Origin of the sequence: Citrobacter sp. RHBSTW-00887 (assembly GCF_013728095.1) — a bacterium.
GTDB classification, from domain to species: domain Bacteria; phylum Pseudomonadota; class Gammaproteobacteria; order Enterobacterales; family Enterobacteriaceae; genus Citrobacter; species Citrobacter braakii.
Map to the genome: position 1 here is coordinate 2,778,351 of NZ_CP056267.1, position 24,846 is coordinate 2,803,196.

Below are 24,846 nucleotides of genomic sequence, written 5' to 3' on the forward strand. Positions count from 1 at the left end.
CTGCGGCTGTGGATTAGCTTGCCTGGGTCGCTGAACAACGCATCTTATCGGCTTTACTCACCTCAGCAGCATCCTCAGGCGCACTCAGATCGCGGTCTTTCACCTCTGGCATCAGCAGCGCGGAAACCAAACCGATCAGTGAGTAGGCGATGACCATCACCAGAATTGGCCACCAGGAGTTAGTCATGTTACAGAAGATACCAGCCAGAACCGGACCAAAACCAACGGCAACCAGCCCACCCGCCTCTTTTGAAATCGCCATGCGTGTGAATCGGTTACGGGCACCGAACATTTCAGCCATGGTAATATTTTCGAGAGCAAATAATCCCAATACGGCAAAGTTATGAATAACAATCAGTGCCGTCATAATAACGCCCGGACTATACGTTTTATCCACGACGATTGAGAGCATTGGGTAAGCCAGAATAATTGCCGAAATATTCAGAATAATATAAGGCAACCGGCGACCAAACTTATCAGACAACCAGCCGAGCAGCGGTATCGTAATAAATCCTAATACCGAACTAATCATTAAAGCATCGGTGGGTATTGATTTATCAAATAACAACGTCTGCACTAAATACCCAGCAAGGAAGGTTTGGATTAACCCAGAGTTACCCGCCTGTCCAAACCGTAAACCGGTTGCCAGCCAGAAGGATTTACTGGTAAACATCGCCCCTAGTGTATTTTCCGACGAATTATTTAATGCTGGAGAATTTTCCTCATCATTAACTTTCTCAAATACCGGACTTTCTTTGAGGTTCATACGTAACCAGATGGCAAAAATCATTACCACGACACTTGCCAGGAACGGAATTCGCCAGCCCCAGGCTAACAGTTCTTCCCGGTCAAGAGCAAAGAACATCACCGCCCAGATAGCAGTTGCACTAAGGGTTCCACAGTTTGTCCCCATGGCGACAAGCGAGGAAATGATGCCGCGTTTGCCTTTTGGCGCATACTCAGCAAGCATAGTCCCTGCGCCCGAGATTTCAGCCCCCGCGCCAAGCCCTTGTACGATACGCAGCGTCACCAGCAATACGGGAGCAAAGATACCGATTTGCGCATACGTTGGCAGTACGCCGATTAATGTTGTGCAGATCCCCATCATGGTGATGGTAATAAACAGCACCTTTTTACGCCCAATGCTGTCTCCCATTTTGCCAAATATAAATGCTCCGACGATACGAGCAATATATCCTGCACCATAGGTACCCATTGCTAAAATGAGCGCCATCGCTGCAGACTGTTCCGGGAAAAATATCTCATGGAATACCAGCGCGGCCCCCAGAGAATATAATTGGAAATCCATAAATTCGAGCGCAGTACCTAACCATCCGGATACGGCGGCTCTGACCAGATCCTTCGTTGATCTTTCGTGTTTTTCTTGATTCATATTGGCTATCTCTAAGAGGTAAGATGCGTACCACTTACTCGCAGTTATTTATATTATTCAGTGAATGTGAGTAAAACTTTGCAGCAGTGCTGCTGATCTTTCTCAAACAATTCAATTGCGTCGGTAACGTGGTGATAGTCAAAAGTATGGGTAATAAGTTGGTTAGGATCGATAAGTCCGTTGACTAACCAATCAATAACAACCGGGAATTTGTTCGCATTTAATCTTGAAGAATAAATTGAAAGTTCTTTCCCGGTAATGCCTTGTTGAACAATCTGACAAGGATCGCTGGAGAAGCCCATCAGAACAATCCGCGCGGCTGGCGATGCCAGCGTGATAGCCTCCTGTAAAATAGATGGATGACAAGCGGCATCCACGATGATGGTCGGTTTTAGCCCTTTTTCCGTCAGGAAATCTTGCAACGATTGCTGACTATTATTGACTGCCCAGTCTGCACCGCACTGCTTCGCCATGCTAAGGCGTTCATCGATTCTGTCAGCAATCACCACGGTTTTTACTTTATAGACACGTTTAAGCGCCTGTACGGTGGTCAGTCCCATAGGACCCGCGCCATAAATCAGCGCAATATCGTTTTCTGTTGGATTTATTTGCCCAGTTACGTTTGCGGCGATGGTAAAAGGCTCAACCATAACGGCATGCTCATCAGGCACGGCATCGGGGATCGTCCAGGCATTTTTCTCTGGCACGACAGCGTACTCGCTAAAACCGCCATCGCGATGCACGCCCAGCACCACCAGCGATGTACAAACGTTAGGTTTACCAATTGAACAGGGATAACAATGTCCGCAACTGATAACCGGATCAACGGATACTCGCTCGCCCATTCGCGAACGGTCAACACCTTCACCTACCGCATCAATCACGCCAAAAAACTCGTGGCCAATCACGCGTGGGTATTTTGCAAATGGATTGTGTCCGCGATAAATATGGCTGTCAGAACCACAAATTCCCGCCAGTTTCACCCTAACCCTGACTTCGCCTGCAGAGGGTTCTGGTACCGGTAGCTCGGCAATATTCAGCGTATTCGGTTTTTCAATCACAATACTTTTCATAGCAAATCACTCCTTACCAGTTCCACAACGTGCCATCTTCCAGACGAGCAACAGGCAGATATGCAGGGTCATACGGATATTTCGCCGCCAGCTTTTCATCAAACTCGATCCCAAGACCTGGTTTGTCTCCTGGATGCATATAGCCGTTATCAAAGGTCCAGTTGTGCGGGAACACTTCCAACATTTGCTCGGAATACCCCATATATTCCTGTACGCCGAAGTTCGGCACCCACAGATCAAAGTGCAACGCAGCGGCCATGCATACTGGGGACAGATCGGAAGGTCCATGCGAACCGGTACGTACCTGATACAGCGACGCGAAATCGGCAATTCGACGCATGCCAGTGATACCGCCCGCATGGGTGATGGTGGTGCGGATATAGTCGATCAATTGCTCTTCGATAAGCTGTTTGCAGTCCCAGATGCTGTTGAAAACTTCCCCTACCGCAATCGGCGTGACCGTATGCTGGCGGATCAGGCGGAAGCATTCCTGGTTTTCAGCCGGGGTTGGGTCTTCCATCCAGAACAGACGGTATTGCTCGATGCTTTTGCCGAAACGGGCCGCTTCAATTGGCGTCAGACGGTGGTGCATATCGTGCAGAAGATGTTCGTTGAAACCAAACTTGTCGCGCACGGCTTCAAACAGTGTTGGTGTGAAATCGAGGTACTTCTCCGTTGACCATAACTGCTCTTCTGGCCACTGCCCTTTGGTAGCGGGTTCGTAGGCCAGTCCTTTGCCTTTAGACATACCGTAAGTGGTTTTCATACCCGGCACGCCGCACTGCACGCGAATTGCTTTAAAGCCCATCTCTTTATGGCGCGCATAATCTTCGAGTACGTCATCAACGGTATGGCCTGTGGTGTGACAGTAAACCATAACGCCTTCACGAGATGCGCCGCCGAGCAGCTGGTACAACGGCATATTCGCCGCTTTCGCTTTGATGTCCCACAATGCCATATCCACCGCGGAAATCGCCGACATGGTGACCGGACCACGACGCCAGTACGCGCCTTTGTAGAAAAACTGCCAGATGTCCTCAATTCGGTGCGCATCGCGACCAATCAGTTGCGGACAAACATGATCTTTCAGATAGGACGCTACGGATAACTCGCGTCCGTTTAACGTGGCATCTCCCAGCCCAGTGATCCCATCGTCTGTCGTAATTTTCAACGTGACAAAATTACGCCCCGGACAGGTGACAAACACTTCAGCCCCAACAATCTTCATTTCTTATTCCTTGCATTTGTTCTTGTGATGCAGGAAATTTACCCAACTGAGCTACTACCATACAAGTATGAAGATCAAAAAAACGCTGATTGATCACAAAAAAGGCGCTATGCGCGCCCCCACCCAGCCACAATAATCAGCATGCCGCACAATGCCACCAGCGCGCCTGACCAGTCGTACAGGCTAAGTTTTACGCCGTCAACAATGCGTAGCCATAGCAACGCTGTCACCACGTAAACTCCACCATAGGCCGCGTACACACGCCCGCTTGCTGCCGGATGCAGCGTCAGTAACCAAACGAATAAGGCCAGTGACATCCCGGCGGGTATCAGCAGCCAGGCCGTAGCCCCTCGCTTAAGCCAGAGCCAGGGTAAAAAGCAGCCAATGATTTCGCATAACGCGGTGATGAAAAAAAGGAATGTGGTCTTAAGCATTGATGTTATTCAGTTACCTTTGGTTTAACCATGATACGACAGAATGTCGTTAGCGTATCCATCTCCGCTGAGTGGGTATGCCCGCAAGCCAGAATAGTGTAGAATTTAGCCCTGTTTTATTGTTTTTTCCCTTTCCCATAAAAGGAATTCACCATGAATATTACACTGACCAAACGCCTGTGCCTGACGGCTATGCTGACGCTGGCTGCGGCTGTGTACACCTCTTCCGCATTTGCTGAAACCAGTAAACTGATCATTGAATCCGGGGACAGTGCGCAAAGTCGTCAACAGGCAGCAATGGAAAAGGAACAATGGAACGATACGCGTCAGTTACGCCAGAAGGTCAACAAGCGTGCAGAGAAAGAGTGGGACAAAACCGACGCAGCTTTCGATAGCCGTGATAAATGCGAACAGAGCGCTAATATTAATGCGTACTGGGAGCCCAACACCTTGCGCTGCCTCGACCGCCGCACTGGCCGCACCGTTGCCCCATAATGATTGCACTTTGAAAGATATTGAAAGGATACGATATGACTAGCGCCCTCAGTGTTAAGCTGCGCCCGCTGGAGCGTGAAGATTTACGATTTGTCCATCAGCTTGATAACAACGCCAGCGTAATGCGTTACTGGTTTGAAGAACCTTACGAAGCATTTGTTGAGCTGTCAGATCTGTATGACAAGCATATCCACGACCAAAGTGAACGTCGCTTTGTTGTGGAATGCGACGGTGAAAAAGCCGGACTGGTGGAGCTGGTTGAAATTAACCATGTGCACCGCCGGGCAGAATTCCAGATCATTATTTCGCCGGAATATCAGGGCAAAGGTTTGGCTTCCCGGGCTGCTAAGCTGGCGATGGATTACGGCTTTACCGTACTTAACTTATATAAGCTGTATCTGATCGTTGATAAAGAGAACGAAAAAGCCATCCACATCTACCGTAAACTCGGCTTTATGGTCGAAGGCGAACTGATTCATGAATTCTTTATCAACGGTCAATACCGCAACACTATCCGCATGTGTATCTTCCAGCAGCAGTATCTGGCAGAACATAAAACGTCAGGTCCCAACCTGCTGCAACCTACCGCTCAATAAAGACTGACTAATAGTAATCGATGGTGTTTTCAATCGAGTAATGGTGTTCAACTGCCGGCTTCACGCTCTCGTCAACGATAACAAGCTGGCAGTTGACCGGATTAGCATAGTCATCATACTTGCACGTTTGTTTTACATTACCTAACGGATGGTTATTGAGCAGGCTTACCGCGGTGTAATCCAGCTTCTTCAACGGGTCAACCGACGGTTTGGCATCAACCTGCAAGGTATTGTCCTTATTGACGGTGGTTTTACCCAGCGGGTAGCCTTCCGCATCATAGCGATATTGTACCTTCATCTCTTTTCCCGTGGCGGAAACGACAAAACCGTTATCGTCGGTATCCCATACCACGCCCGCCGCAGGCAGTTCTGCTAACTGACATTTACCCTGTAAGCGGATCCGTTTTTCCAGCGTTTTGGCGTCCCGGTAATAGTTAGCATCGAGGACCAGCGCCATGCCGGTATTGCTTTCAATATCATGCAATTCAAGCGTATCGAAGCACCCTTCCTGTGAGAGCGTACCGACAACGCGCTTGGTGACTTCACCTTTGTCATTAAACAGCGTCTGGCTGAAATCTTTAACCGGCCCGCGCAGCGGATCGAAATCAAATTCATTGGAAAAACTGGCCATTTCCGGCGTAAAGGAATCCAGGCCTTTGGCGTTATCACACCCGGCCAGCACGACGCACAGGAAACCTAACAAGATCTTTTTCTTCACATTTTTCACCGGGATAAGAAGATAATTCTCAATCATATTAGCAAATACAGTTATTTACACCAGAAATGCTAATCTTAGTCCAGGTCGATCATAAAGGAGCTGATGATGAAATACATAACAGGAATTGCCGCGCTCTTACTGGCCGTCGCGTCCCCGCAGGTTTTGGCGGCACCGGCGTCATGTGAACGCGTGAAAAGCGATATCGAACAGCGGATCATTAATAATGGCGTTGCTGAATCCAGCTTTACGCTGAACATTGTTCCCAACGATCAGGCCGATCAGCCTGATTCACTGGTCGTGGGACATTGTGCAAACGATACGCACAAAATTCTCTATACCCGAACCAACAGTGGCAACGCCCCTGCCAATAGCACCCCTGCCCAGGACGGGCACGTCGCCGAACCGCAATAAATCACGCCCTCCGTACGCGGAGGGTCACTCCAGTTTGATATGCATTAAGATGACATACCCATAAGTGGGTAAACTCAAACCATTATTAGCATGCTATTAATTTCGTTATAGAAATTAATATATAGCGATAACTATAATGGGGTGAGTAATGTCAAAAACTGAGCAATATGGAGGCATTAGCCGCAGGACGTTAGTGAAATCCTCGGCAATCGGTTCGCTGGCGCTTGCCGCGGGTGGGCTGTCGTTACCTTTCGGAATGCGCACTGCCGCCGCATCGGTACAGCAGGCGATACAACCCGTTGAAGAAAAAGTGGTTTGGGGCGCTTGTTCCGTAAACTGCGGCAGCCGTTGTGCCCTGCAACTCCACGTCAAAGATAATGAAGTCGTATGGGTGGAGTCCGATACGACCGGGAACGATATTTATGGTCAACACCAGGTTCGCGCCTGTTTGCGTGGCCGCTCAATCCGTCGACGGATCAATCATCCGGATCGCCTGAATTACCCCATGAAGCGCGTGGGCAAACGTGGTGAAGGTAAATTTGAGCGTATAACCTGGCAGGAAGCACTGGACACCATCAGTGCCAGTTTGAAAAATACCGTGCACAAATACGGTAACGAGGCCGTGTATATCAACTACACCTCTGGCATTGTAGGCGGCAACATTACTCGCTCCTCCCCTTATGCCTCGCTGGTCGCTCGCCTGATGAACTGCTATGGCGGATTCCTGAGTCATTACGGCACCTACAGTACCGCACAAATCGCGGCGGCAATGCCTTATACCTATGGTTCAAACGAAGGCAACAGCACCTCCGATATCGAAAACACGAAGCTGGTGGTGATGTTCGGCAATAATCCTGCCGAAACGCGTATGAGCGGAGGTGGAATAACTTACTTCCTGGAACAGGCCCGGGAGCGCTCTAATGCCCGGATGATCGTCATCGACCCGCGTTATACCGATACCGCAGCGGGTCGTGAAGATGAATGGATCCCTATTCGTCCAGGCACCGATGCTGCATTAGTAGCCGGAATCGCCTGGGTCCTGATTCACGAAGATCTCGTTGACCAGACGTTTCTGGATACATACTGCATCGGTTACGACGAGAAAACCCTGCCCGCCGACGCACCCGCTAATGGGCACTACAAAGCCTATATTTTGGGCAACGGTGATGACGGTATCGCTAAAACTCCCCAGTGGGCCTCACATGTTACCGGGATCCCAGCCGAGCGCATTATCAAACTAGCTCGGGAAATCGGCAGTACAAAACCCGCATATATTTGTCAGGGCTGGGGTCCGCAACGCCAGGCTAACGGCGAGCTGACCTCACGCGCAATCGCGATGCTGCCGATCCTGACCGGCAACGTCGGCATCAACGGCGGCAATAGCGGTGCACGAGAATCAACCTACACCATCACGATTGAGCGTATGCCGCTGCCAGAAAATCCCATTAAGACCCAGATATCCTGCTTTAGCTGGACCGACGCAATCGTCCGGGGCCCGGAAATGACCGCTACCCGCGATGGCGTACGTGGGAAAGATAAGCTCGACGTGCCGATTAAATTTATCTGGAACTACGCGGGCAACACCATCACCAATCAGCACTCAGATATCAATAAAACGCATGAGATCCTTCAGGACGACACGAAATGCGAAATGATTGTGGTCATCGAAAACTTCATGACCTCTTCGGCCAAATATGCCGATATTCTGCTGCCTGATTTAATGACCATCGAACAGGAAGACATCATTCCTAACGATTATGCAGGCAACATGGGTTACCTCATTTTTATTCAACCCGCAACGTCGCCTAAGTTCGAGCGCAAACCGATCTACTGGATAATGAGTGAAGTCGCAAAACGTCTTGGCGATGATGTCTATCAACGGTTTACTGAAGGCCGTACCCAGGAGCAGTGGCTTCAGTATCTGTATGCAAAAATGCTGGCTAAAGACCCTGCGCTCCCGACTTATGATGAGCTGAAAAAAAATGGGGATCTATAAACGCAAAGATCCTAACGGACACTTTGTCGCCTATAGAAAATTCCGCGAGGATCCACAGGCCAACCCGCTCAAAACGCCGTCTGGCAAGATTGAAATTTACTCCAGCCGACTGGCGAAAATTGCCAGTACATGGGAACTGCAAAAGGACGAGGTAATCAGTCCGCTTCCCGTTTATGCATCCACGTTTGAAGGGTGGGATGACCCGAAACGCAGTTCATACCCGCTGCAGATGTTTGGTTTCCACTACAAATCCCGCACCCACTCCAGCTACGGCAATATCGATGTTCTCCAGGCATCCTGTCGTCAGGAAGTATGGATAAATCCCGTCGATGCCCAAAAACGGGGGATTGCAAATGGCGATATGGTGCGAGTCTTTAACGATCGCGGTGAACTGCGTATCCCGGCAAAAGTAACGCCACGAATTTTGCCCGGAGTAAGCGCAATGGGCCAGGGTGCATGGCACGATGCCGATATGGCTGGCGATAAGATTGACCACGGCGCCTGCGTCAATACGCTGACAACTCAGCGCCCGTCGCCGCTGGCAAAGGGCAACCCACAGCATACTAACCTGGTCGAGATCGAGAAGGCATAAGGACTAACCCATGACAACTCAGTATGGATTTTTTATTGATTCCAGCCGTTGCACGGGGTGTAAAACCTGCGAGCTGGCCTGCAAAGATTACAAGGATCTCACTCCCGACGTCAGTTTCCGGCGTATTTACGAATACGCTGGAGGCGACTGGCTGGAAGATAACGGCGTCTGGCAACAGAATGTCTTCGCCTATTACCTCTCCATTGCCTGTAACCACTGCGAAGATCCGGCCTGCACCAAGGTTTGCCCCAGCGGCGCTATGCATAAGCGTGAAGATGGTTTTGTGGTGGTGGATGAAGACATATGCATAGGCTGTCGCTACTGCCACATGGCCTGCCCGTACGGCGCACCGCAGTACAATGCCGCCAAAGGTCATATGACCAAGTGCGATGGCTGTCATGACCGCGTGGCCGACGGCAAAAAGCCCATCTGCGTCGAGTCCTGTCCGCTGCGCGCGCTGGACTTTGGCCCAATTGATGAGCTGCGCAAAAAGCACGGTGAACTGGCGGCGGTCGCTCCGCTGCCAGGTGCGCACTTCACCAAACCGAGCATTGTGATCAAACCCAACGCCAATAGCCGCCCGACCGGGGATACCACGGGTTATCTGGCGAATCCGCAGGAGGTGTAACATGGGCAATGGATGGCATGAATGGCCCCTGGTCCTGTTTACGGTGCTGGGCCAGTGCGTGGCCGGGGCGCTGATAGTGAGTGGCTATGGCTGGCTGACCGCTAAAGACGAGGTGGCAAAACAACGTATCGTGCGCAGCATGTTTTTTCTGTGGCTGGTGATGGGCATCGCCTTTCTCGCCTCGGTAATGCACCTGGGTTCGCCACTGCGCGCCTTTAACTCGCTGAACAGAGTTGGCGCATCTGCGCTGAGTAACGAAATCGCCAGTGGTTCACTGTTTTTCGCCGTCGGTGGCCTGTGGTGGCTGGTGGCGTTTCTCGGTAAAATGCCCGCAGCGTTAGGTAAAATCTGGCTGCTGGTGGGCATGCTGCTGGGTCTGGTATTTGTGCTGGCGATGACCAGCGTCTACCAGATAGACACTGTCCCGACCTGGAATAACGGCTACACTACGGTGGCATTTTTTATGACGATGTTGCAAAGCGGACCGCTGTTTGCCGCCCTGCTGCTGCGTGCTGCGGGTGTTTCCTCTGGCACTGCCAGATTCGCCTACATAAGCGTTTTGGCCCTACTGGTGATCGTAGCGGTTATTGTTCTGCAGGGACTGTCGCTCGGCGGGATCCACAGTTCGGTGCAATCCGCCAGCGCGCTGGTTCCCGACTACGGAAGCTTGCAGGTCTGGCGCATCATTCTGCTGGCCGCCGGTCTGGGCTGCTGGATATGCCCGCTTATCCGTCGTAAAGCACCGTCCGTCGGCGGCCTGGCGCTGGGCTTGGTGTTAGTCCTCGCCGGTGAAATCATTGGCCGCGGATTGTTTTACGGTTTACATATGACAGTCGGAATGGCTGTTGCAGGTTAACTTTCGGATGCGGGGCAACCCGCACTGTTCAGGATTGTTTGCATGACCCATTTTTCGCAAGGTGACAACTTTTCTACCGCGGCGCGCGTACTCGGCGCACTGTTTTACTATGCGCCAGATAGCGCGGAAACCTCTGCCTTAGTCAGTGCGTTAAGAGCCGATGGCTGGCAGGCGCAGTGGCCGCTCGATCAGGCAATGCTTTTCCCGCTGGCAGCACGGCTACAAGCCGAGGTCGATGAGCCTCTCCCGCAGGCCTGGCAACGCCTGTTTGTCGGTCCATATGCGCTACCCTCTCCGCCCTGGGGATCCGTCTGGCTGGATCGTGAAAACGTGTTGTTTGGCGACTCTACGCTGGCACTCCGTCAGTGGATGCGGGACAACGGCATCCAGTTTGCCATGCAGCAAAATGAGCCAGAAGATCACTTTGGTTCACTGCTGTTGCTGACGGCCTGGCTTGCTGAAAATGAACGCCACACCGAGTGCGAACAGCTGCTGGCCTGGCATCTGTTCCCGTGGTCATCCCGCTTCCTTGATGTGTTTATCGAAAAAGCTGATCACCCGTTTTACCAGGCGCTGGGGGAGCTGGCCCGTCTGACGCTGGCGCAATGGCAGTCGCAGTTACTGATCCCGATAGCCGATAAGCCACTTTTTCGTTAGTTTCACCACAGGCAGGATGTGTCCTGCCTGTGTAGCATCCTGTTGCGCACGCTGAGCTTTTGCTTCTGTTGCCAAATAGCCGCAAAATAAAGCGTCTGAAATTTCCTGTCTGGCCACTCATGCATCATTTACATGCTTATCCTGACCTGCGCGCCATGTTCCGCCGCCTGCTGATTGCTGCGCTGATTGGTATCCTTGCTGCGTTGGCCGTCGCAGGATTTCGCCACGCCATGCTCCTTCTTGAATGGTTGTTCCTGAGCAATGACACAGGGAGTCTGGTCAACGCGGCAACAAACCTTTCCCCTGTAAGACGCATGCTGACACCTGCGTTAGGAGGGCTGGCGGCGGGTTTGCTGCTTTGGGGATGGCAAATGTTCAACCGGTTACGCCCGCAGGCTCCCACTGATTACATGGAAGCCTTGCAAACTAATGGACAATTTGACGTCAGTGCAAGCCTGGTGAAATCGCTGGCCTCGTTACTGGTCGTCTCCAGCGGGAGCGCCATCGGGCGCGAAGGTGCCATGATTTTACTGGCAGCGCTGGCGGCCTCCAGCTTTGCTCAACGCTTCACCCCTCGCACGGAATGGAAGTTATGGATTGCCTGCGGAGCCGCTGCGGGTATGGCCGGAGCGTATCATGCCCCACTGGCGGGCAGTCTATTTATAGCTGAAGTGTTGTTTGGCACCTTGATCCTCGCGTCACTGGGACCGGTGGTGGTATCCGCCGTCGTCGCCTTGCTCACCACCAATATGCTGAGCGCCAGCAATGCGCTGCTGTATGCCGTGCACTTCACACGGGAACTGCATGCGCTGGAATACGTCATGATCATCAGCACCGGTCTGGCTGCCGGCGTTTGCGGACCGCTATTCATGTGGTTGATGACCACCAGCCATAATGGTTTTTTGCGCTTAAAACTCTCGCCCCCGTGGCAACTGGCGCTTGGCGGGCTGATCGTTGGCCTGCTGTCATTGCTCACGCCTGCGGTCTGGGGTAACGGCTACAGCGTGGTGCAATCATATTTACTCTCCCCACCGCTGCTGGCCGTGGTAAGCGGGATCTTCATCTGCAAATTACTGGCGGTGCTTGCCAGCAGTGGCTCCGGTGCGCCTGGCGGTGTGTTTACGCCAACGCTGTTTGTCGGTCTTTCGGTGGGTATGCTGCTGGGACGAGTGTGGGGATTATGGCTTCCAGGTCCGGATGAGATTGCCATTCTGCTGGGATTAACGGGGATGGCCACGCTGCTGGCAGCGACCACGCATGCGCCAATAATGTCGACACTGATGGTTTGTGAAATGACCGGGGAGTATCGTCTGCTCCCCGGATTGCTGATTGCCTGTGTGGTGGCGTCTGTGCTGTCGCGAACGTTACGCCAGGACTCTATCTACCGACAACACGCTGCCGAGCATTGACAGACGGATGTACTGAGACAGCTCGCGCTGCTCTGCACGAGGCAGATAAGGCAGTTCACCGATCAGCGGTGCGGGTAATTTTTTGCCCAGCACATCAATGATTTCCGCATAATGCGCCAGCCCCGGGTTGATTCGGTTCGCGACCCAGCCAATCAAAGGCAGTCCGTCGCTGGCAATCGCCTGTGCGGTGAGGATGGCATGATTAATACAGCCTTCCTGGATACCCACCACCATCAGCACCGGCAGTTGTTCCTGCACCACCCATTCAGATAACGGACGCAGATCGTTCATCAGGCTCCGCCAGCCTCCGGTGCCTTCAACGACAACGTGATCCACTTTTTCGCTGAGGCTTGCGAGGCCGTTGGATAACAGGGTGTAATTGACCGGACCACTATGCGCTACGCTGCTTTCATCCTCACTCAACGCAATCGGGTTGACCGCCTCGTAGGGCAGTTCGATAGTGGACACGCTTTGCAGCACCAGCGCATCTTTGTTGCGCAGACCTTCAGGTGTCTCTTTGCTTCCTTTGGCCACGGGTTTGTAGCCCGCAACGCTTTTACCCCCTGACGCTAACGCTTGTAGTAATGCGCGGGAAACCACGGTCTTCCCAACAGAAGTGTCTGTACCTGTAATAAAGAAACGCTTCAGCATCACTAACTCCACCGTTATGCTTTGAAAATATAAGTCAGGAAAATAATACAGTGGAGAAAGTCTAAGGTATGACGACGAGAATCGGCTTGAGATAGCGCAATTTTTCGTACAACAGTTAAAAAATGTTAACCCTGTAATAGACGAATCAACAAAGAACCGTTATACATCGCGTCCTTCACGAGTGCCGCCCCTGCCATCGTCCCTTGATTGGTGAACTGCGTACTTTCGACGACAATATGCTGACTGTAGGCCGGGAGCGCTTGCTGACGAATGCTGTCAGCAATAGTGGGAAACAAAATATCCGCCGCTTTACTGAGCGGCGAACCAATCAATATCTTTTGCGGGTTGAACAAATTCACCATGATGGCAAGAATCCGTCCGACATGGGTCCCGACGCCGCTAATGATATCTTTCGCCAATAAATCCCCCTGCATCGCCGCCAGACACAGCGCGTCTACCGTTAACGGTTGGCCGTGTAGAGAAGAACTCATCGACTGCTTCAAGCGTACCTGTGCCAGTTCGAGCACGCTGTCGACGCTGGCGATCGTTTCCAGGCAACCATGGTTGCCGCAATAACAGCGTTTGCCGTAGGGGTCCACCTGGGTATGACCAATTTCCACCAGGCTACTGCTGCCGGCATGCAGTAGATGACCGTCGGTGATTACTCCGGCCCCTACGTTATGATCGATAACCACCTGAATGACGTCGCGCGCGCCGCGCGATGCGCCAAAAAGCGCCTCGGCCATAGTCCAGGCGCTGATATCGTGCTGAATATAGACCGGCACGCCGGTATGATTTTCAAGCGCTTCACCCAGCGGCATCTCTTTGACATCGTCGTAGAATGGCATGCGATGAACGATACCGTTTTCAGTATCAATAATGCCGGGTAAGGTAATGGCGATGGAGGTTAAGCGTTCCAGCTTTTGCTGGTGGCGGATGAAAAACTGATCGACCTGGGTAATAACGCGTTCCAGCAATGGTGTTTCACTGACCAGCGCCATTTCAAGACAATCTTCAACCACCAGTTTGCTGCTCAGATCGCGCAGCGCCAGAAAGATCTCGCCGCGACTGATACGAATGGATAAATAGTGCCAGGCTTCCGTTTCCACAACCAGCCCAACGGCCGGACGTCCACGGCTGCCCGCTTCCTTGATTTCCAACTCTTGCACCAGGTGCGCTTCGAGCATTTCGCGGACAATTTTAGTAATACTGGCAGGTGCCAATTGTGCCAGGCGAGAGAGATCAATACGCGATACCGGACCCAGCTGATCAATCAGGCGATAAACCGCGCCCGCATTGGTCTGCTTAATTTGATCGATATGCCCAGGCTGACTATCAGCAACCACCACTTACTCCCTTTATTTTCGCGCTCCGAAATAATCTGCGGGCTATGGTGAAGCACTTCAATGGCTTCCGTCAACTTTTTACTTAGCCTTGTGATTTACTGCACATTTTCGCCCATTTTTAAACTAAATTAATCGCCTGAACGGCCGCCAGCAGTTGCTCGCGAAAGCGTTGCGCGGCGTGACTTTGCTCATGATGTTTTGGCCACACCAGCCACATTTCCGAAACGGCATCTTCTTCCGCTATCGGGATCCAACACATTTCATACAATTGCACCCGTTTAAAGGAAGCGGGAAGAATGGAAACGCCTAATCCTGCGGCCACCAGCCCGATGATAGTCATCGCCTCGCCAACCTCCTGAGTGATAGTCGGCTTCAGTCCATAGCGACGCATGAGGCCAAGAATATCGTCATACAACCCCGTCCCCACATGCGGATCAAAAAAGACAAATGGCTCATTGGCCAACTCCGCCAATGTGACCACCGGCTTTTGCGCCAACGGATGCGCGCGCGGGATCATCGCCATCAGCGGCTCATGCAGAATGATTTCACGCTCCAGCGTTTCCGGAAGCTGCGTGTTGCGCAGAAGTCCCAAATCCAGCGTTCCTTCATTGAGCGGAGCAATTTGCTCGCGCGTGTTCATTTCACGGGTTTGCATATGTACAGCGGGGTAGCTCTGGCGAAAGAGGGATAACGTATCTGAAACCGCTTTGATAAACGGTGCCGATGACGTAAAGCCGATACGCAATTCCCCCGCTTCTCCCAGATGCAGACGCTCAGCCCTGGCAGCGGCCTCATTAACCAGCCCCAGGATCTGCCGACTGTCTGCCAGAAACTGCTTTCCGGCAGCGGTCAGCGCCACGCTGCGGTTAGTGCGCGCCAGAAGTCGGGCGCCGACCTGCTGCTCGAGGATCTGGATTTGCTGGCTCAGCGGCGGTTGCGAAATATTCAGCCGTGCCGCCGCCCGGCCAAAATGCAATTCTTCGGCAACCGCTACAAAGTAACGTAAATGACGCAGCTCGATATTCATATTTTTAAGATATCATTTGAGATTATTAATATATTAGACAGAATAATGCGATTTTCATACTCTTAAAGCTAGTCATGTAGAGGTAATTGATTGAGCAAGGATTTCAAGTGAGCCGTACAACCACTGTCGATACCGCGCCGACAAGCGATGTTGATGAACAGAGAGTTATCCCGCCGGATAGTTTTATCAAACGCGGAACATCCCCATTTATGCGCGTCACGCTGGCGCTGTTTTCTGCCGGACTGGCGACATTTGCTCTCCTCTATTGCGTGCAACCCATACTGCCAGTGCTCTCGCACGAGTTTGGGGTCTCTCCCGCCAGCAGCAGTATTTCGCTTTCCATCTCAACGGCGATGCTCGCGATCGGTTTACTGTTTACCGGTCCACTTTCCGATGCGATAGGCCGCAAGCCGGTGATGGTTACCGCCCTGCTGCTCGCGTCCTGCTGTACGTTACTTTCGACGATGATGACCAGCTGGCACGGTATTTTAATCATGCGTGCGCTGATAGGTCTTTCGCTCAGCGGCGTGGCTGCAGTGGGAATGACCTATCTGAGCGAGGAAATACATCCCAGCTTCGTCGCCTTCTCAATGGGCTTATATATCAGCGGTAACTCGATTGGTGGTATGAGTGGCCGTTTGATAAGCGGCGTGTTTACCGACTTTTTTAACTGGCGTATCGCGCTGGCGGCGATCGGTTGTTTTGCCCTCGCCTCCGCGCTGATGTTCTGGAAAATCTTGCCGGAATCTCGTCATTTCAGACCAACGTCGCTGCGACCGAAAACGCTGTTTATCAACTTTCGTTTGCACTGGCGCGACAGAGGGTTGCCGCTGCTGTTTGCGGAAGGTTTTTTACTGATGGGGTCGTTTGTCACGCTGTTTAATTACATCGGCTATCGTCTGATGCTCTCGCCGTGGGAACTCAGCCAGGCGGTTGTCGGTCTGTTGTCCGTGGCCTATCTGACCGGGACCTGGAGCTCACCGAAAGCGGGGTCGATGACCACCCGCTATGGACGTGGTCCGGTAATGCTCTTTTCAACCGGCGTGATGCTGGTTGGACTGTTGATGACCCTGTTCACATCACTGTGGCTGATCTTCGCCGGGATGCTGCTATTTTCAGCCGGGTTCTTTGCCGCGCACTCCGTGGCAAGCAGTTGGATTGGACCACGGGCAAAACGCGCTAAAGGCCAGGCATCTTCCCTGTATCTGTTCAGCTATTATCTGGGTTCCAGTATTGCCGGTACGCTGGGTGGCGTATTCTGGCACAGCTACGGCTGGAACGGCGTGGGCGGATTTATCGCCCTGATGCTGGTGCTGGCGTTGCTGGTCGGTGCACGTCTGCACCATCGTCTGCACGTATAATCCACGATGCCCGGGTTCCGGGCATCGCCTTCATCAGCCATGCTGTAACGTCTGAGCCCCCATTTGCAGGGCAATAACCGTCCCGTTCATCGCTATATGGAGTATAACCGGCATCAACAGGCCGTTGCTTTTCAGTCTGGCGATGATCAAAACCTGCGACACAAGAAACAGCATCAGCAACGTGCGCAGATCCACATACTGGGTATGCATGATGGCAAAAATGACCGATACCACCACCGACGACAGCCAGGTTTTATTATTGAACCAATACTGGAATGCGTTGAATAAACAGCCCCTGAAAACAATCTCTTCATACACTGGCGCAATAAATATCAGGGTCAGAGTGGATAACCACAGCGCGTAGCTGTTTAGGGATATCTGGCTGGTTACCCACGCTTCGGTTTGTCTGAGGCCCAGAAACCATGGCAGGATAAGCTGAATAAACAGCAGCGCCACGAACAAAATGGCAAACCATCTGGCGTTGAAAATTCCCTTTCCCAGCCCCTCTCTTTTTCTAAAGAAGAAGTAATACAGCGGGACCAGCACAACAAATTCCAGCGCAAACAGCAGCGGAAAAAGTAGCCCTTTGGCAAGCAGAACCTGACTGGCGGGGAAAAACAACGGAATAAACGTGAGGCCAAACATCAGCAAAAACATGGTAAAACAGCCAGCAACCGCTTTGGTCCTGACGATATACAGGTTGTCGGCATCCTGTGACATACGATCTCCTTGCGCTTATCAAAGATAACTTGATGAATTATCAATATATGATAAAAATTCTCATTATCACTTACAACCTACCAACTTTTACGCAATGCCCACGGTTTACAACGCGTATAGCGTTACAGACTCTTTTCAGCGGAACATTCTCATCAGCTACTCAGTGGGGAATCCGCCAGCGGCAACGAAAAACGGAAACAGGCCCCTGCCGTTGAATTAATCAGGCGGATATCTCCCCCATGCAGTTCGAGCATTCTGCGCACGATCAGTAAGCCCAGACCACCACGCTCAGCCCGCTGCTCACGGGGTAGTAACGCCGTCGGGCGCTGAAATAATACTTCGCGAACAGCCTCTTCGACGCCAGGCCCGCTGTCCTGCACTTCTGCTAACAAGCGGTCTTCCTCACGCCAGACTTTTAACCACACTTCGCCCCCGTCAGGCGTATGACGGATAGCGTTATCCAGCAAATTCGTGACGATTCTTTCCATCATCGATAAATCGGCATTCACCAGCGGTAACGGACCAATTACGTCAAGGTGCAACTGCAAATGACGCGTGGCAACGGGTAGATCAAATTTCTGCGCCACATCCTGGATCAGCTCGCCAATAACAAAACGTTCACGCTGTGGTTTTATGCCGCCATGCTCAAGTCTCGCCAGCTCAAAAAGCTGTTGTGACAGATGGCGAACCTTATGCCCCTGGCGCAGTGCAATACTAAGATAATGCCGGTTTTCCTCCGGCGTCATCGTATCGGCTTTCAGCGACAGCATTTCCAGATACCCCAGCAGTGAAGTGAGCGGCGTACGTAAATCGTGCGAAATATTGGCGATAAACTCTCTGCGCTGACGATCGCTGTCAGCTAATAAATCCCATTGGTGGGCAATTTTCTGTGCTAACTCAATAAATGCATTGTTCAGCAACGCAATTTCATTCGCCGGAGCTAAATCGGGCTTTTTCTGCGCCAGCTGTTTGATGACGCTAATGCTGTCCTGCTCCAGATTAACCACCTGACCGGTCAGCCTTTTCACCGGATTCGTCACCCATCTCCACACCAGGTACCCCGCGATTGCACCGGCTAATAAAACCAGTATTAACGTCCCGGTCACGGTGTTCCAAAGCGTTTTTTGCCAGGCGGTATTCGCCAGCATATTGAGATCTTCGCCCTGGAGAATAATGTACAAATAGCCATGCAGCTTGCCGTTAAATAAAACTGGCGCAGCGCTGAATACCTTTTGCTGGCTGCTGCGCGGATCATTGCCATAGACGGGCAGCTCGTCCGAATTAAGGAAAACCTGAATCGGCTGTACGCTAATGTTCTGGCGCTGTATATGCCCAGGCGGAGCGGCATCAGCAAGTATCTCGCCTGACGGTGAAACCAGATACAGCTCCACGCTAGGGTTGAGCGTCATCAGGTGATTAAACAGTCCTTTTAAGGTCTGCCGATTAACCTGCCCGCTGGCATCAATAAGCGACTCACTTTTGACAATCTTGCTTGCCAATTCCAGCGAGAGCCTTTGCACCATAGCGTCGCCATACTGTTTACTGCTGCGGATCTGGACAACGCTGACCGCAACCGCGCAAATCAACATAATAGCGGTAAAGACCAGGGTCAGACGCTGGCTCAGCGACAATCGATAAATCATGGTTGATGCTCCGCGTTAACCGCAGCAAGCTTATAGCCCCGTCCCCACACGGTAAGAATAATTTCCGGCTCCGCAGCATCTTTTTCAATTTTGGTGCGCAGGCGATTAATATGACTGTTCACCGTATGCTCATATCCTTCGTGCTGGTAGCCCCACACCTGGTCTAACAACGCCTGACGCGAAAAGACCTCCCCGGGATGGCGGGCGAAAAAATAGAGCAGATCGAATTCACGCGGCGTTAAATCGAGGGATTTACCCTGCAGGCGGACTTCCCGGGCTAATGGATCAATCTCCACACCATGGACGGTGATAATCCCCGCCTCCATACGCAGGTTCTGACTCATCGCCTCCTGACGGCGAAACAACGCCTTCACCCGGGCCATCAATTCCAGCACCGAGAAAGGTTTGGCTAAATAATCATCGGCGCCCATTTCCAGCCCCAGTACGCGGTGAGTTTCACTGGTGCGAGCGCTGATAATAATGACAGGTAGATAGAAGCTCATTTGCCGAATGCGACGACATATCTCCAGACCGTCCACGCCCGGCAGCATCAAATCGAGGATAACGGCATCCCATACGTGCTTCTCCAGTAGCTCGACCGCTCGTGCCCCATCAGCCTCATGAATAATTTCGTACCCCTCATCCTTCAGGCTAAGTTGCAAAAGTGAGGCAATATCGCTGTCATCTTCCACCAAAAATATCTTTTTTGCGCCTGCCATCAGTGTCATCCCCCTCTCGTCATGCTGAAAGCTTACCTCAGGTAAGGGGCGGAAGTTATCACAAAATTTTTAACTTTTCGTGAGGATCCAGGGATACGCATGCGTCCAGTATGACGTTATAGATAGGTCAGGCATCAACAGGGAAACGTCGATTTGTTTTCCTTAACATGAAAATAAAAAGGAAAAGTTATGCAGAAAAAACATCCACTTCGGGAAGCTGATGTTACCGCCGAGTCCGTTTTTTTTATGCAACGACGACAGATCCTCAAAGCTCTTGGGATAGGTGCGGCGGCGGCTTCGTTCTCTTCCCCGACACAGGCCAGTCTGCTGAATTGGTTTAAAGGCAACGATCGTCCGTCTGCACCGGCGGGCAAACCGCTCGAGTTCACAAAACCCGAGATCTGGCAAAACAATCTGCCCTTGACGCCGGAAGACAAGGTAACGGGCTACAACAATTTCTACGAATTTGGTCTGGATAAAGCCGATCCTGCCGCGAATGCCGGTAGCCTGAAAACCGATCCCTGGACGTTAACCATCAGCGGTGAAGTGAACAACCCTTTAACGTTGGATCATGATGCGCTGACGACTCGTTTTCCATTAGAAGAGCGTATTTACCGGATGCGTTGCGTTGAGGCGTGGTCGATGGTTGTACCGTGGGTCGGCTTTCCTTTGCATAAATTATTGGCGCTGGTTGAACCCACCAGCCACGCCAAATACGTCGCCTTTGAAACACGCTACGCGCCTGATGAAATGCCCGGCCAGAAAGATCGCTTCATTGGTGGCGGGTTGAAGTATCCCTATGTTGAAGGTTTACGTCTGGACGAGGCCATGCACCCGCTTACCCTTCTGACCGTGGGCGTTTATGGCAAAGCGTTGCCGCCGCAAAACGGAGCGCCAATACGCCTGACCGTACCCTGGAAGTACGGCTTCAAGGGCATTAAATCGATAGTCAGTATTAAGCTGACGCGTGAACAGCCGCCGACGACCTGGAATATGTCGGCACCTAACGAATACGGTTTTTACGCCAACGTCAATCCGCAAGTCGATCACCCCCGCTGGTCTCAGGCCACAGAGCGTTTTATCGGTTCGGGTGGCATTCTCGATGTTCAGCGACAGCCCACGTTGCCTTTTAATGGTTATGCCGATGAGGTGGCTTCTTTATATCAGGGCATGGATCTACGGGAGTATTTTTAAGTGAGGTTAACCGCAAAACAGATAACCGGCCTGAAAGTACTGCTGCATCTCGCCGGTTTTTTACCCCTGCTATGGCTCTTCTGGGCCGCACAGCGTGGTGAGTTGGGGGCCGACCCGGGTAAAGATATCCAACACTTTACGGGCATCACCGCGCTGAAGTTTCTGCTTGCTACCCTGCTGGTGTCACCGCTTGCCCGCTACGCAAAGCAGCCGTTGTTGTATCGCACCCGTCGATTATTAGGGTTATGGTGTTTTGCATGGGCCACGCTGCATATGACCAGCTATGCGCTGCTGGAGTTGGGTATACAAAATCTGGGATTATTGGGACGTGAATTGGTTTCACGCCCATGGCTAACGTTGGGCATGACTGGTTGGATAATCTTATTCCTGCTGACGCTGACCTCCACGCAAGCCGCGCAACGTAAAATGGGCAAACGCTGGCAAACATTGCACAACTACGTCTACCTGGCGGCCGTTTTGCTTCCGCTGCATTATCTGTGGTCGGTAAAAGTGTTATCACCGTTCCCCATTATTTATGCCCTCTGTTTTCTCGTGCTACTGGCTTTTCGCTATAAAAAGCTGTTACGCAAAGTCGGGTACAAAGGTGTGTTTATGAAAAGTGAATGAATCACGGTAAACTTCTCACCACACCTAAACAGAACGAGAACAAAAAATGAGTAACAATGATAATTACCATCAGCTCACCCGCACGTTCCAGCGGCTCTCTCGCTTCTCCCACCTCTCGGCAATCGCCAGTTGGGACATGTTCACCATTATTTAAACTTTATACTTTTCAATGTGCTAATCAATTTAGCGCATGAAAAGTGCATGAATCGTGTATGTAGAACTTAGATGATTTTACATTTTAAAACTATCAAATCCAGCTAGAAAATCAGTATGTACCCTTCTTGTTGGAGTTCACGCTGTAGTTCTTCAAAGCACCACCTGTCCCAGCATTACCAAGTGCCTTTGTAGCTCCAGCATTAGCGGAGTCTGTGAAGGTGCTTTCACCAGCTTTTACCGTAACGTTACTAGTTTCTTGGTCAATTAATACTGTCATTAGATAATCCATTTTCAAATCCTCTAAAAACAGGTCTCAGACCTCTTAAAATAGCCATTTTGAGGCCAGTACTCATACGGGATACTTACAGCATCTCTGGGTTTTGCTGTCTTGATTGTGCTTTTGGGGTATAACTTGCTTAAAATGGTTATTGCTAAAAGCACAAGGTTTAGCTTCAGTATTAAATTTCTGAAATATGAGATTACTATTACGATTGATGATGGTGGAAAATGATTAATTGCTGGTGGTTTGTCACCAGCGTTTTTCAATAACATTGGTTGCTTTTAAATTATTGGGGTCACCATTCTTAAGTTTAAGTTGTTTCGTAACCCACAAATCATAATAATGCAATACAGCGAACTTCAAAGCATCAACCTTCAAACCTGTCACACCATCATAAAAGAAATAATCCTTCCCTTTCTTTTTCGGTCGAATCTGGTAAACCTCCCCGCGAGTATCTTTCATCAAGTAACCTTCACGAGAAATGCTATAACGCTTTAGCAGATAATCCTTGTATCGTTTTTCACCGTGATATTCTTTCATTAGTGCATACCTCCAGCATAAACGCGTCTGGCTTTAACTATTTTTTTCTTTGGTTCGATGTGGACTTTCTTTCTTGGAATAAAAGTAAAATCATCGTCACTATCATCAAAATCATCCAGTTCATTAATCTTGTTCTTTTGTTTTGCAAGTTCGAATTTCTTTTTCTTCTCCGCTTTATATTGTTCACATCTTAATGCTTCTTCAGGACTCTCTTCATCAAGGTCAACATCCGGTAATTCATCGTCAGTTGATTCTGTGCAGGGGCAAGGTGTATCTTTCTGGTCACTAATAACACTCACATCATCGTTTTCTTTATCTTGCTTAGTAGTCTCTTCAGGGCTTACTTCAAGGTCATCTAAGTCAGATTGTTTAATAGCCTCTTCAATACCAAGAGAATCACATTCATGTGAATCACAGAGCGAAGCTCCCATCTTAATAGACTCTTCTTCAAAGCTCTCTTTTAGTCTTTCTTCTTTAGTCTTTATATTTTTGTCTTTATATTTAGTCTTACATGTAACCAATTTCTGGTTAGGTAGGTAACCAAATTCTGGTTGGGTAGGTAACCAATTTTTGGTTGGGTTACTGTCAATTCCTGGTTGACCTGATAATTTAGCTCTACGACCCTCATCAAGGGTAGGCTCTGATAAGACTTCTGGACGCACATCCAACGTGAATACTTTAAAAATACTTTGCTGCCCTTTGATATTGGTCTTCTCAATAAGCCTGTGTGATTCTAGTCTTTTCAGAGAATCAATAACTGTATTGCGTGTAGCGCCAGACATAACCATCAGATAGTCAATGCTGGGGGCATATCTACCGAACTTGGATTCATAATAATCAGCACCATCAAGCATAATGAAGTATACCAAACGGTCAATTGGTTTTAGTGTTTTAGGGAATTGTGCAACTCGTTTATCTACCATAATAAAAGCATTAGTTTCTTTTTTCATTCATAAAACCTCATACGTGAAAAGGCCAACCGGATAAAACCGATTAGCCTGATGTAATTAAAATATCTGGGGGATTGATGGACTGATAAAGAAGCCCATGCCTGAAACAGTGCGATGATTATGACGCTGAGGTAATTACCCTGAATGAGAGGTCTTGTTGACGTCAACCATCTGACACTCCCCCAAGTGTTACCACTTCAAGACATGAACTTTTTTATCAGCTCACATGGAAACTATAATGGATGTGATTATTAATTGCAACAATTATTTCACAGGACAACCACTATTTGCCTGCAAATTAAGCAACTGAACTAAAGAGTATTGACAAAGGTCTTGACAAGGCTTTATTCTCTTAAAAGATACTTAGAAGACTATGTTAAACAGACTCATCTTTCTGGGGTTCTTCTCTCTTCTTAAAAGCCTTTTAAGAGTTTTTAAACGAATACTATTGAATCATCGTCAATACTTAGAACAAATTCAAAATGAGAAAAGTATTTCTTTCACTCTTTTTTACACTCTTTGCGCTTCCTTCTTTTGGGAAAGATTTTATTAAACCCAGCATCAATCTTCAGGGACTGGATATGGCTGGGTGCTTAATCCTGAACGAGGAAACAGCAAAAGCGGGCGAAAACTATTACAGAATTTCCCCCGATACATTCCAGAAAGCGACGGACAGAGTTACCGATAAGCTTTATAGAGTTGAGGCTGAATATTTCGAGAAGGTCGCCAATGAAATGGATAAACAAGGATTCAAGACTCTTTCAACTACAGAGGGTGGCTCTCTGGATATAAAAATTAAAGCAATAAAGCGGCTATACTATGGCTTGGGGTTTTACCGTGGACGTGGTGATTGTAGTCCTTTAAGTCAAAAATAAAATTACAATACCTCCTCTCTTAACTCCATCCTTACCGAAAGCTTCAAAAATATCTCCTGGTGGATTTGGTAGAATCCACCTCATAGATGTATAGCTGCTAAGTACCCGTCACTACGCCTAAGCAGCCTCCTTTGCAAAATTTTAAAATATCATTGACTTTCTCTTTGAGCTGCTATACAGACCCCCTCACCTCTTAAGCATACCGATATAGCATGCTAAAAAGGTATATCTAAACCTCTGTAAATACCATACCGATTAGCCTTGTAAAACA

Annotated in this window: 25 protein-coding genes and 1 pseudogene; 12 read left to right on the plus strand and 14 right to left on the minus strand. The window is 50.1% G+C overall.

The window, feature by feature from the left end; translation table 11 throughout:
- Positions 1-13: 13 nt before the first annotated feature.
- The 4 genes from HV314_RS13220 to HV314_RS13235 all read right to left on the minus strand — a co-directional run bounded on the left by HV314_RS13220 (position 14) and on the right by HV314_RS13235 (position 4,128).
- Positions 14-1,393 (minus strand): MFS transporter, encoded by a 1,380-nt coding sequence (locus HV314_RS13220; RefSeq protein WP_181545786.1) that lies wholly within the window; start codon positions 1,391-1,393, stop codon positions 14-16.
- 53 nt (positions 1,394-1,446) lie between these two features.
- A complete protein-coding gene (locus tag HV314_RS13225) occupies positions 1,447-2,466 on the minus strand; it encodes a Zn-dependent oxidoreductase (RefSeq protein ID WP_094761168.1) in 1,020 nt (339 codons plus the stop codon).
- A 13-nt stretch (positions 2,467-2,479) separates the two neighbouring features.
- A complete protein-coding gene (gene rspA, locus HV314_RS13230; RefSeq protein ID WP_016153056.1) occupies positions 2,480-3,694 on the minus strand; it encodes a starvation-sensing protein RspA in 1,215 nt (404 codons plus the stop codon).
- A 107-nt stretch (positions 3,695-3,801) separates the two neighbouring features.
- Positions 3,802-4,128, minus strand: coding sequence for a YnfA family protein (locus tag HV314_RS13235; RefSeq protein WP_016153055.1), 327 nt, complete (start codon positions 4,126-4,128; stop codon positions 3,802-3,804).
- Between the two features lie 153 nt (positions 4,129-4,281).
- On the opposite strand from HV314_RS13235, the gene HV314_RS13240 reads away from it, so the two are divergent.
- Both HV314_RS13240 and speG read left to right on the plus strand, forming a co-directional pair.
- Entirely contained in the window at positions 4,282-4,623 is a 342-nt protein-coding gene (locus tag HV314_RS13240) for a DUF1283 family protein (protein WP_016153054.1), read from the plus strand.
- A gap of 35 nt (positions 4,624-4,658) precedes the next feature.
- Positions 4,659-5,219: a spermidine N1-acetyltransferase gene (speG, locus tag HV314_RS13245; RefSeq protein WP_006684613.1), complete on the plus strand. Its 561-nt coding sequence runs from the start codon at positions 4,659-4,661 to the stop codon at positions 5,217-5,219.
- Between the two features lie 7 nt (positions 5,220-5,226).
- Here speG and HV314_RS13250 read toward each other — a convergent pair whose 3' ends face one another.
- Complete coding sequence (locus HV314_RS13250) at positions 5,227-5,937, minus strand: YnfC family lipoprotein (RefSeq protein WP_181545788.1); 711 nt, start codon at positions 5,935-5,937, stop codon at positions 5,227-5,229.
- 102 nt (positions 5,938-6,039) lie between these two features.
- On the opposite strand from HV314_RS13250, the gene HV314_RS13255 reads away from it, so the two are divergent.
- The 6 genes and pseudogenes from HV314_RS13255 (at position 6,040) to clcB (ending at position 12,486) form a co-directional block, all read left to right on the plus strand.
- Positions 6,040-6,348, plus strand: a complete 309-nt coding sequence (locus HV314_RS13255; RefSeq protein ID WP_085951053.1) for a DUF1161 domain-containing protein — start codon at positions 6,040-6,042, stop codon at positions 6,346-6,348.
- 148 nt (positions 6,349-6,496) lie between these two features.
- Positions 6,497-8,936, plus strand: a pseudogene (ynfE, locus tag HV314_RS13260) (selenate/tellurate reductase subunit YnfE).
- 10 nt (positions 8,937-8,946) lie between these two features.
- Positions 8,947-9,564, plus strand: a complete 618-nt coding sequence (locus HV314_RS13265; RefSeq protein ID WP_046276317.1) for a DMSO/selenate family reductase complex B subunit — start codon at positions 8,947-8,949, stop codon at positions 9,562-9,564.
- Position 9,565: 1 nt separating this feature from the next.
- Positions 9,566-10,420, plus strand: coding sequence for a dimethyl sulfoxide reductase anchor subunit family protein (locus tag HV314_RS13270; protein WP_181545790.1), 855 nt, complete (start codon positions 9,566-9,568; stop codon positions 10,418-10,420).
- A gap of 42 nt (positions 10,421-10,462) precedes the next feature.
- Entirely contained in the window at positions 10,463-11,077 is a 615-nt protein-coding gene (gene dmsD, locus HV314_RS13275; RefSeq protein WP_141895154.1) for a Tat proofreading chaperone DmsD, read from the plus strand.
- A gap of 119 nt (positions 11,078-11,196) precedes the next feature.
- Entirely contained in the window at positions 11,197-12,486 is a 1,290-nt protein-coding gene (clcB, locus tag HV314_RS13280; protein WP_181545792.1) for a voltage-gated ClC-type chloride channel ClcB, read from the plus strand.
- Here the strand turns inward: clcB and bioD are convergent.
- The 3 genes from bioD to HV314_RS13295 all read right to left on the minus strand — a co-directional run bounded on the left by bioD (position 12,442) and on the right by HV314_RS13295 (position 15,510).
- A complete protein-coding gene (gene bioD, locus HV314_RS13285; protein ID WP_016153046.1) occupies positions 12,442-13,137 on the minus strand; it encodes a dethiobiotin synthase in 696 nt (231 codons plus the stop codon). The genes clcB and bioD overlap by 45 nt on opposite strands.
- 125 nt (positions 13,138-13,262) lie before the next feature.
- Complete coding sequence (gene mlc / locus HV314_RS13290; protein WP_016153045.1) at positions 13,263-14,483, minus strand: sugar metabolism global transcriptional regulator Mlc; 1,221 nt, start codon at positions 14,481-14,483, stop codon at positions 13,263-13,265.
- Between the two features lie 118 nt (positions 14,484-14,601).
- A complete protein-coding gene (locus HV314_RS13295; protein ID WP_049281798.1) occupies positions 14,602-15,510 on the minus strand; it encodes a LysR family transcriptional regulator in 909 nt (302 codons plus the stop codon).
- Between the two features lie 107 nt (positions 15,511-15,617).
- On the opposite strand from HV314_RS13295, the gene HV314_RS13300 reads away from it, so the two are divergent.
- On the plus strand, positions 15,618-16,871 hold the full coding sequence (locus HV314_RS13300) for an MFS transporter (RefSeq protein WP_181545795.1): 1,254 nt from the start codon (positions 15,618-15,620) through the stop codon (positions 16,869-16,871).
- Positions 16,872-16,904: 33 nt separating this feature from the next.
- Here the strand turns inward: HV314_RS13300 and HV314_RS13305 are convergent, their stop codons facing one another.
- The 3 genes from HV314_RS13305 to HV314_RS13315 all read right to left on the minus strand — a co-directional run bounded on the left by HV314_RS13305 (position 16,905) and on the right by HV314_RS13315 (position 19,953).
- The gene (locus HV314_RS13305) at positions 16,905-17,591 is read right to left on the minus strand and encodes a CPBP family intramembrane glutamic endopeptidase (RefSeq protein ID WP_047500488.1); all 687 of its coding nucleotides are present in this window, start codon (positions 17,589-17,591) and stop codon (positions 16,905-16,907) included.
- A gap of 152 nt (positions 17,592-17,743) precedes the next feature.
- Positions 17,744-19,234 (minus strand): sensor histidine kinase, encoded by a 1,491-nt coding sequence (locus HV314_RS13310; protein WP_181545797.1) that lies wholly within the window; start codon positions 19,232-19,234, stop codon positions 17,744-17,746.
- On the minus strand, positions 19,231-19,953 hold the full coding sequence (locus HV314_RS13315) for a response regulator transcription factor (protein WP_016153040.1): 723 nt from the start codon (positions 19,951-19,953) through the stop codon (positions 19,231-19,233). Before HV314_RS13315 ends, HV314_RS13310 begins: the two co-directional genes overlap by 4 nt.
- Positions 19,954-20,142: 189 nt before the next feature.
- Here HV314_RS13315 and msrP point away from each other — a divergent pair, with 189 nt between their 5' ends.
- Both msrP and msrQ read left to right on the plus strand, forming a co-directional pair.
- Positions 20,143-21,147: a protein-methionine-sulfoxide reductase catalytic subunit MsrP gene (gene msrP, locus HV314_RS13320; RefSeq protein ID WP_181545799.1), complete on the plus strand. Its 1,005-nt coding sequence runs from the start codon at positions 20,143-20,145 to the stop codon at positions 21,145-21,147.
- Positions 21,148-21,774 carry a protein-methionine-sulfoxide reductase heme-binding subunit MsrQ gene (msrQ, locus tag HV314_RS13325; RefSeq protein ID WP_016153038.1) on the plus strand — a complete coding sequence of 209 codons (627 nt, stop codon included), beginning with the start codon at positions 21,148-21,150 and terminating at the stop codon, positions 21,772-21,774.
- A 265-nt stretch (positions 21,775-22,039) separates the two neighbouring features.
- Here the strand turns inward: msrQ and HV314_RS13330 are convergent, their stop codons facing one another.
- The 3 genes from HV314_RS13330 to HV314_RS13340 form a co-directional block, all read right to left on the minus strand.
- Positions 22,040-22,219 carry a hypothetical protein gene (locus HV314_RS13330; RefSeq protein WP_071697147.1) on the minus strand — a complete coding sequence of 60 codons (180 nt, stop codon included), beginning with the start codon at positions 22,217-22,219 and terminating at the stop codon, positions 22,040-22,042.
- A gap of 240 nt (positions 22,220-22,459) precedes the next feature.
- Entirely contained in the window at positions 22,460-22,750 is a 291-nt protein-coding gene (locus HV314_RS13335; protein ID WP_174770285.1) for a hypothetical protein, read from the minus strand.
- Positions 22,750-23,700: a helix-turn-helix domain-containing protein gene (locus HV314_RS13340; protein ID WP_174770286.1), complete on the minus strand. Its 951-nt coding sequence runs from the start codon at positions 23,698-23,700 to the stop codon at positions 22,750-22,752. The genes HV314_RS13335 and HV314_RS13340 overlap by 1 nt, the downstream gene beginning before the upstream one ends.
- Before the next feature lie 482 nt (positions 23,701-24,182).
- Here HV314_RS13340 and HV314_RS13345 point away from each other — a divergent pair, with 482 nt between their 5' ends.
- Positions 24,183-24,575 carry a hypothetical protein gene (locus HV314_RS13345; RefSeq protein ID WP_239006964.1) on the plus strand — a complete coding sequence of 131 codons (393 nt, stop codon included), beginning with the start codon at positions 24,183-24,185 and terminating at the stop codon, positions 24,573-24,575.
- Positions 24,576-24,846: the final 271 nt, after the last annotated feature.

Coding starts and splice junctions, on each gene's coding strand:
- speG (WP_006684613.1), top strand. CDS start 4,659: ATGACTAGCGCCCTCAGTGTTAAGCTGCGCCCGCTGGAGCGTGAAGAT.
- HV314_RS13330 (WP_071697147.1), bottom strand. CDS start 22,219: ATGGATTATCTAATGACAGTATTAATTGACCAAGAAACTAGTAACGTT.
- HV314_RS13265 (WP_046276317.1), top strand. CDS start 8,947: ATGACAACTCAGTATGGATTTTTTATTGATTCCAGCCGTTGCACGGGG.
- HV314_RS13270 (WP_181545790.1), top strand. CDS start 9,566: ATGGGCAATGGATGGCATGAATGGCCCCTGGTCCTGTTTACGGTGCTG.
- HV314_RS13235 (WP_016153055.1), bottom strand. CDS start 4,128: ATGCTTAAGACCACATTCCTTTTTTTCATCACCGCGTTATGCGAAATC.
- HV314_RS13240 (WP_016153054.1), top strand. CDS start 4,282: ATGAATATTACACTGACCAAACGCCTGTGCCTGACGGCTATGCTGACG.
- bioD (WP_016153046.1), bottom strand. CDS start 13,137: ATGCTGAAGCGTTTCTTTATTACAGGTACAGACACTTCTGTTGGGAAG.
- HV314_RS13315 (WP_016153040.1), bottom strand. CDS start 19,953: ATGGCAGGCGCAAAAAAGATATTTTTGGTGGAAGATGACAGCGATATT.
- HV314_RS13305 (WP_047500488.1), bottom strand. CDS start 17,591: ATGTCACAGGATGCCGACAACCTGTATATCGTCAGGACCAAAGCGGTT.
- HV314_RS13220 (WP_181545786.1), bottom strand. CDS start 1,393: ATGAATCAAGAAAAACACGAAAGATCAACGAAGGATCTGGTCAGAGCC.
- HV314_RS13345 (WP_239006964.1), top strand. CDS start 24,183: ATGAGAAAAGTATTTCTTTCACTCTTTTTTACACTCTTTGCGCTTCCT.
- HV314_RS13335 (WP_174770285.1), bottom strand. CDS start 22,750: ATGAAAGAATATCACGGTGAAAAACGATACAAGGATTATCTGCTAAAG.
- clcB (WP_181545792.1), top strand. CDS start 11,197: ATGCATCATTTACATGCTTATCCTGACCTGCGCGCCATGTTCCGCCGC.
- HV314_RS13295 (WP_049281798.1), bottom strand. CDS start 15,510: ATGAATATCGAGCTGCGTCATTTACGTTACTTTGTAGCGGTTGCCGAA.
- rspA (WP_016153056.1), bottom strand. CDS start 3,694: ATGAAGATTGTTGGGGCTGAAGTGTTTGTCACCTGTCCGGGGCGTAAT.
- msrP (WP_181545799.1), top strand. CDS start 20,143: ATGCAGAAAAAACATCCACTTCGGGAAGCTGATGTTACCGCCGAGTCC.
- HV314_RS13310 (WP_181545797.1), bottom strand. CDS start 19,234: ATGATTTATCGATTGTCGCTGAGCCAGCGTCTGACCCTGGTCTTTACC.
- dmsD (WP_141895154.1), top strand. CDS start 10,463: ATGACCCATTTTTCGCAAGGTGACAACTTTTCTACCGCGGCGCGCGTA.
- HV314_RS13340 (WP_174770286.1), bottom strand. CDS start 23,700: ATGAAAAAAGAAACTAATGCTTTTATTATGGTAGATAAACGAGTTGCA.
- HV314_RS13255 (WP_085951053.1), top strand. CDS start 6,040: ATGATGAAATACATAACAGGAATTGCCGCGCTCTTACTGGCCGTCGCG.
- HV314_RS13225 (WP_094761168.1), bottom strand. CDS start 2,466: ATGAAAAGTATTGTGATTGAAAAACCGAATACGCTGAATATTGCCGAG.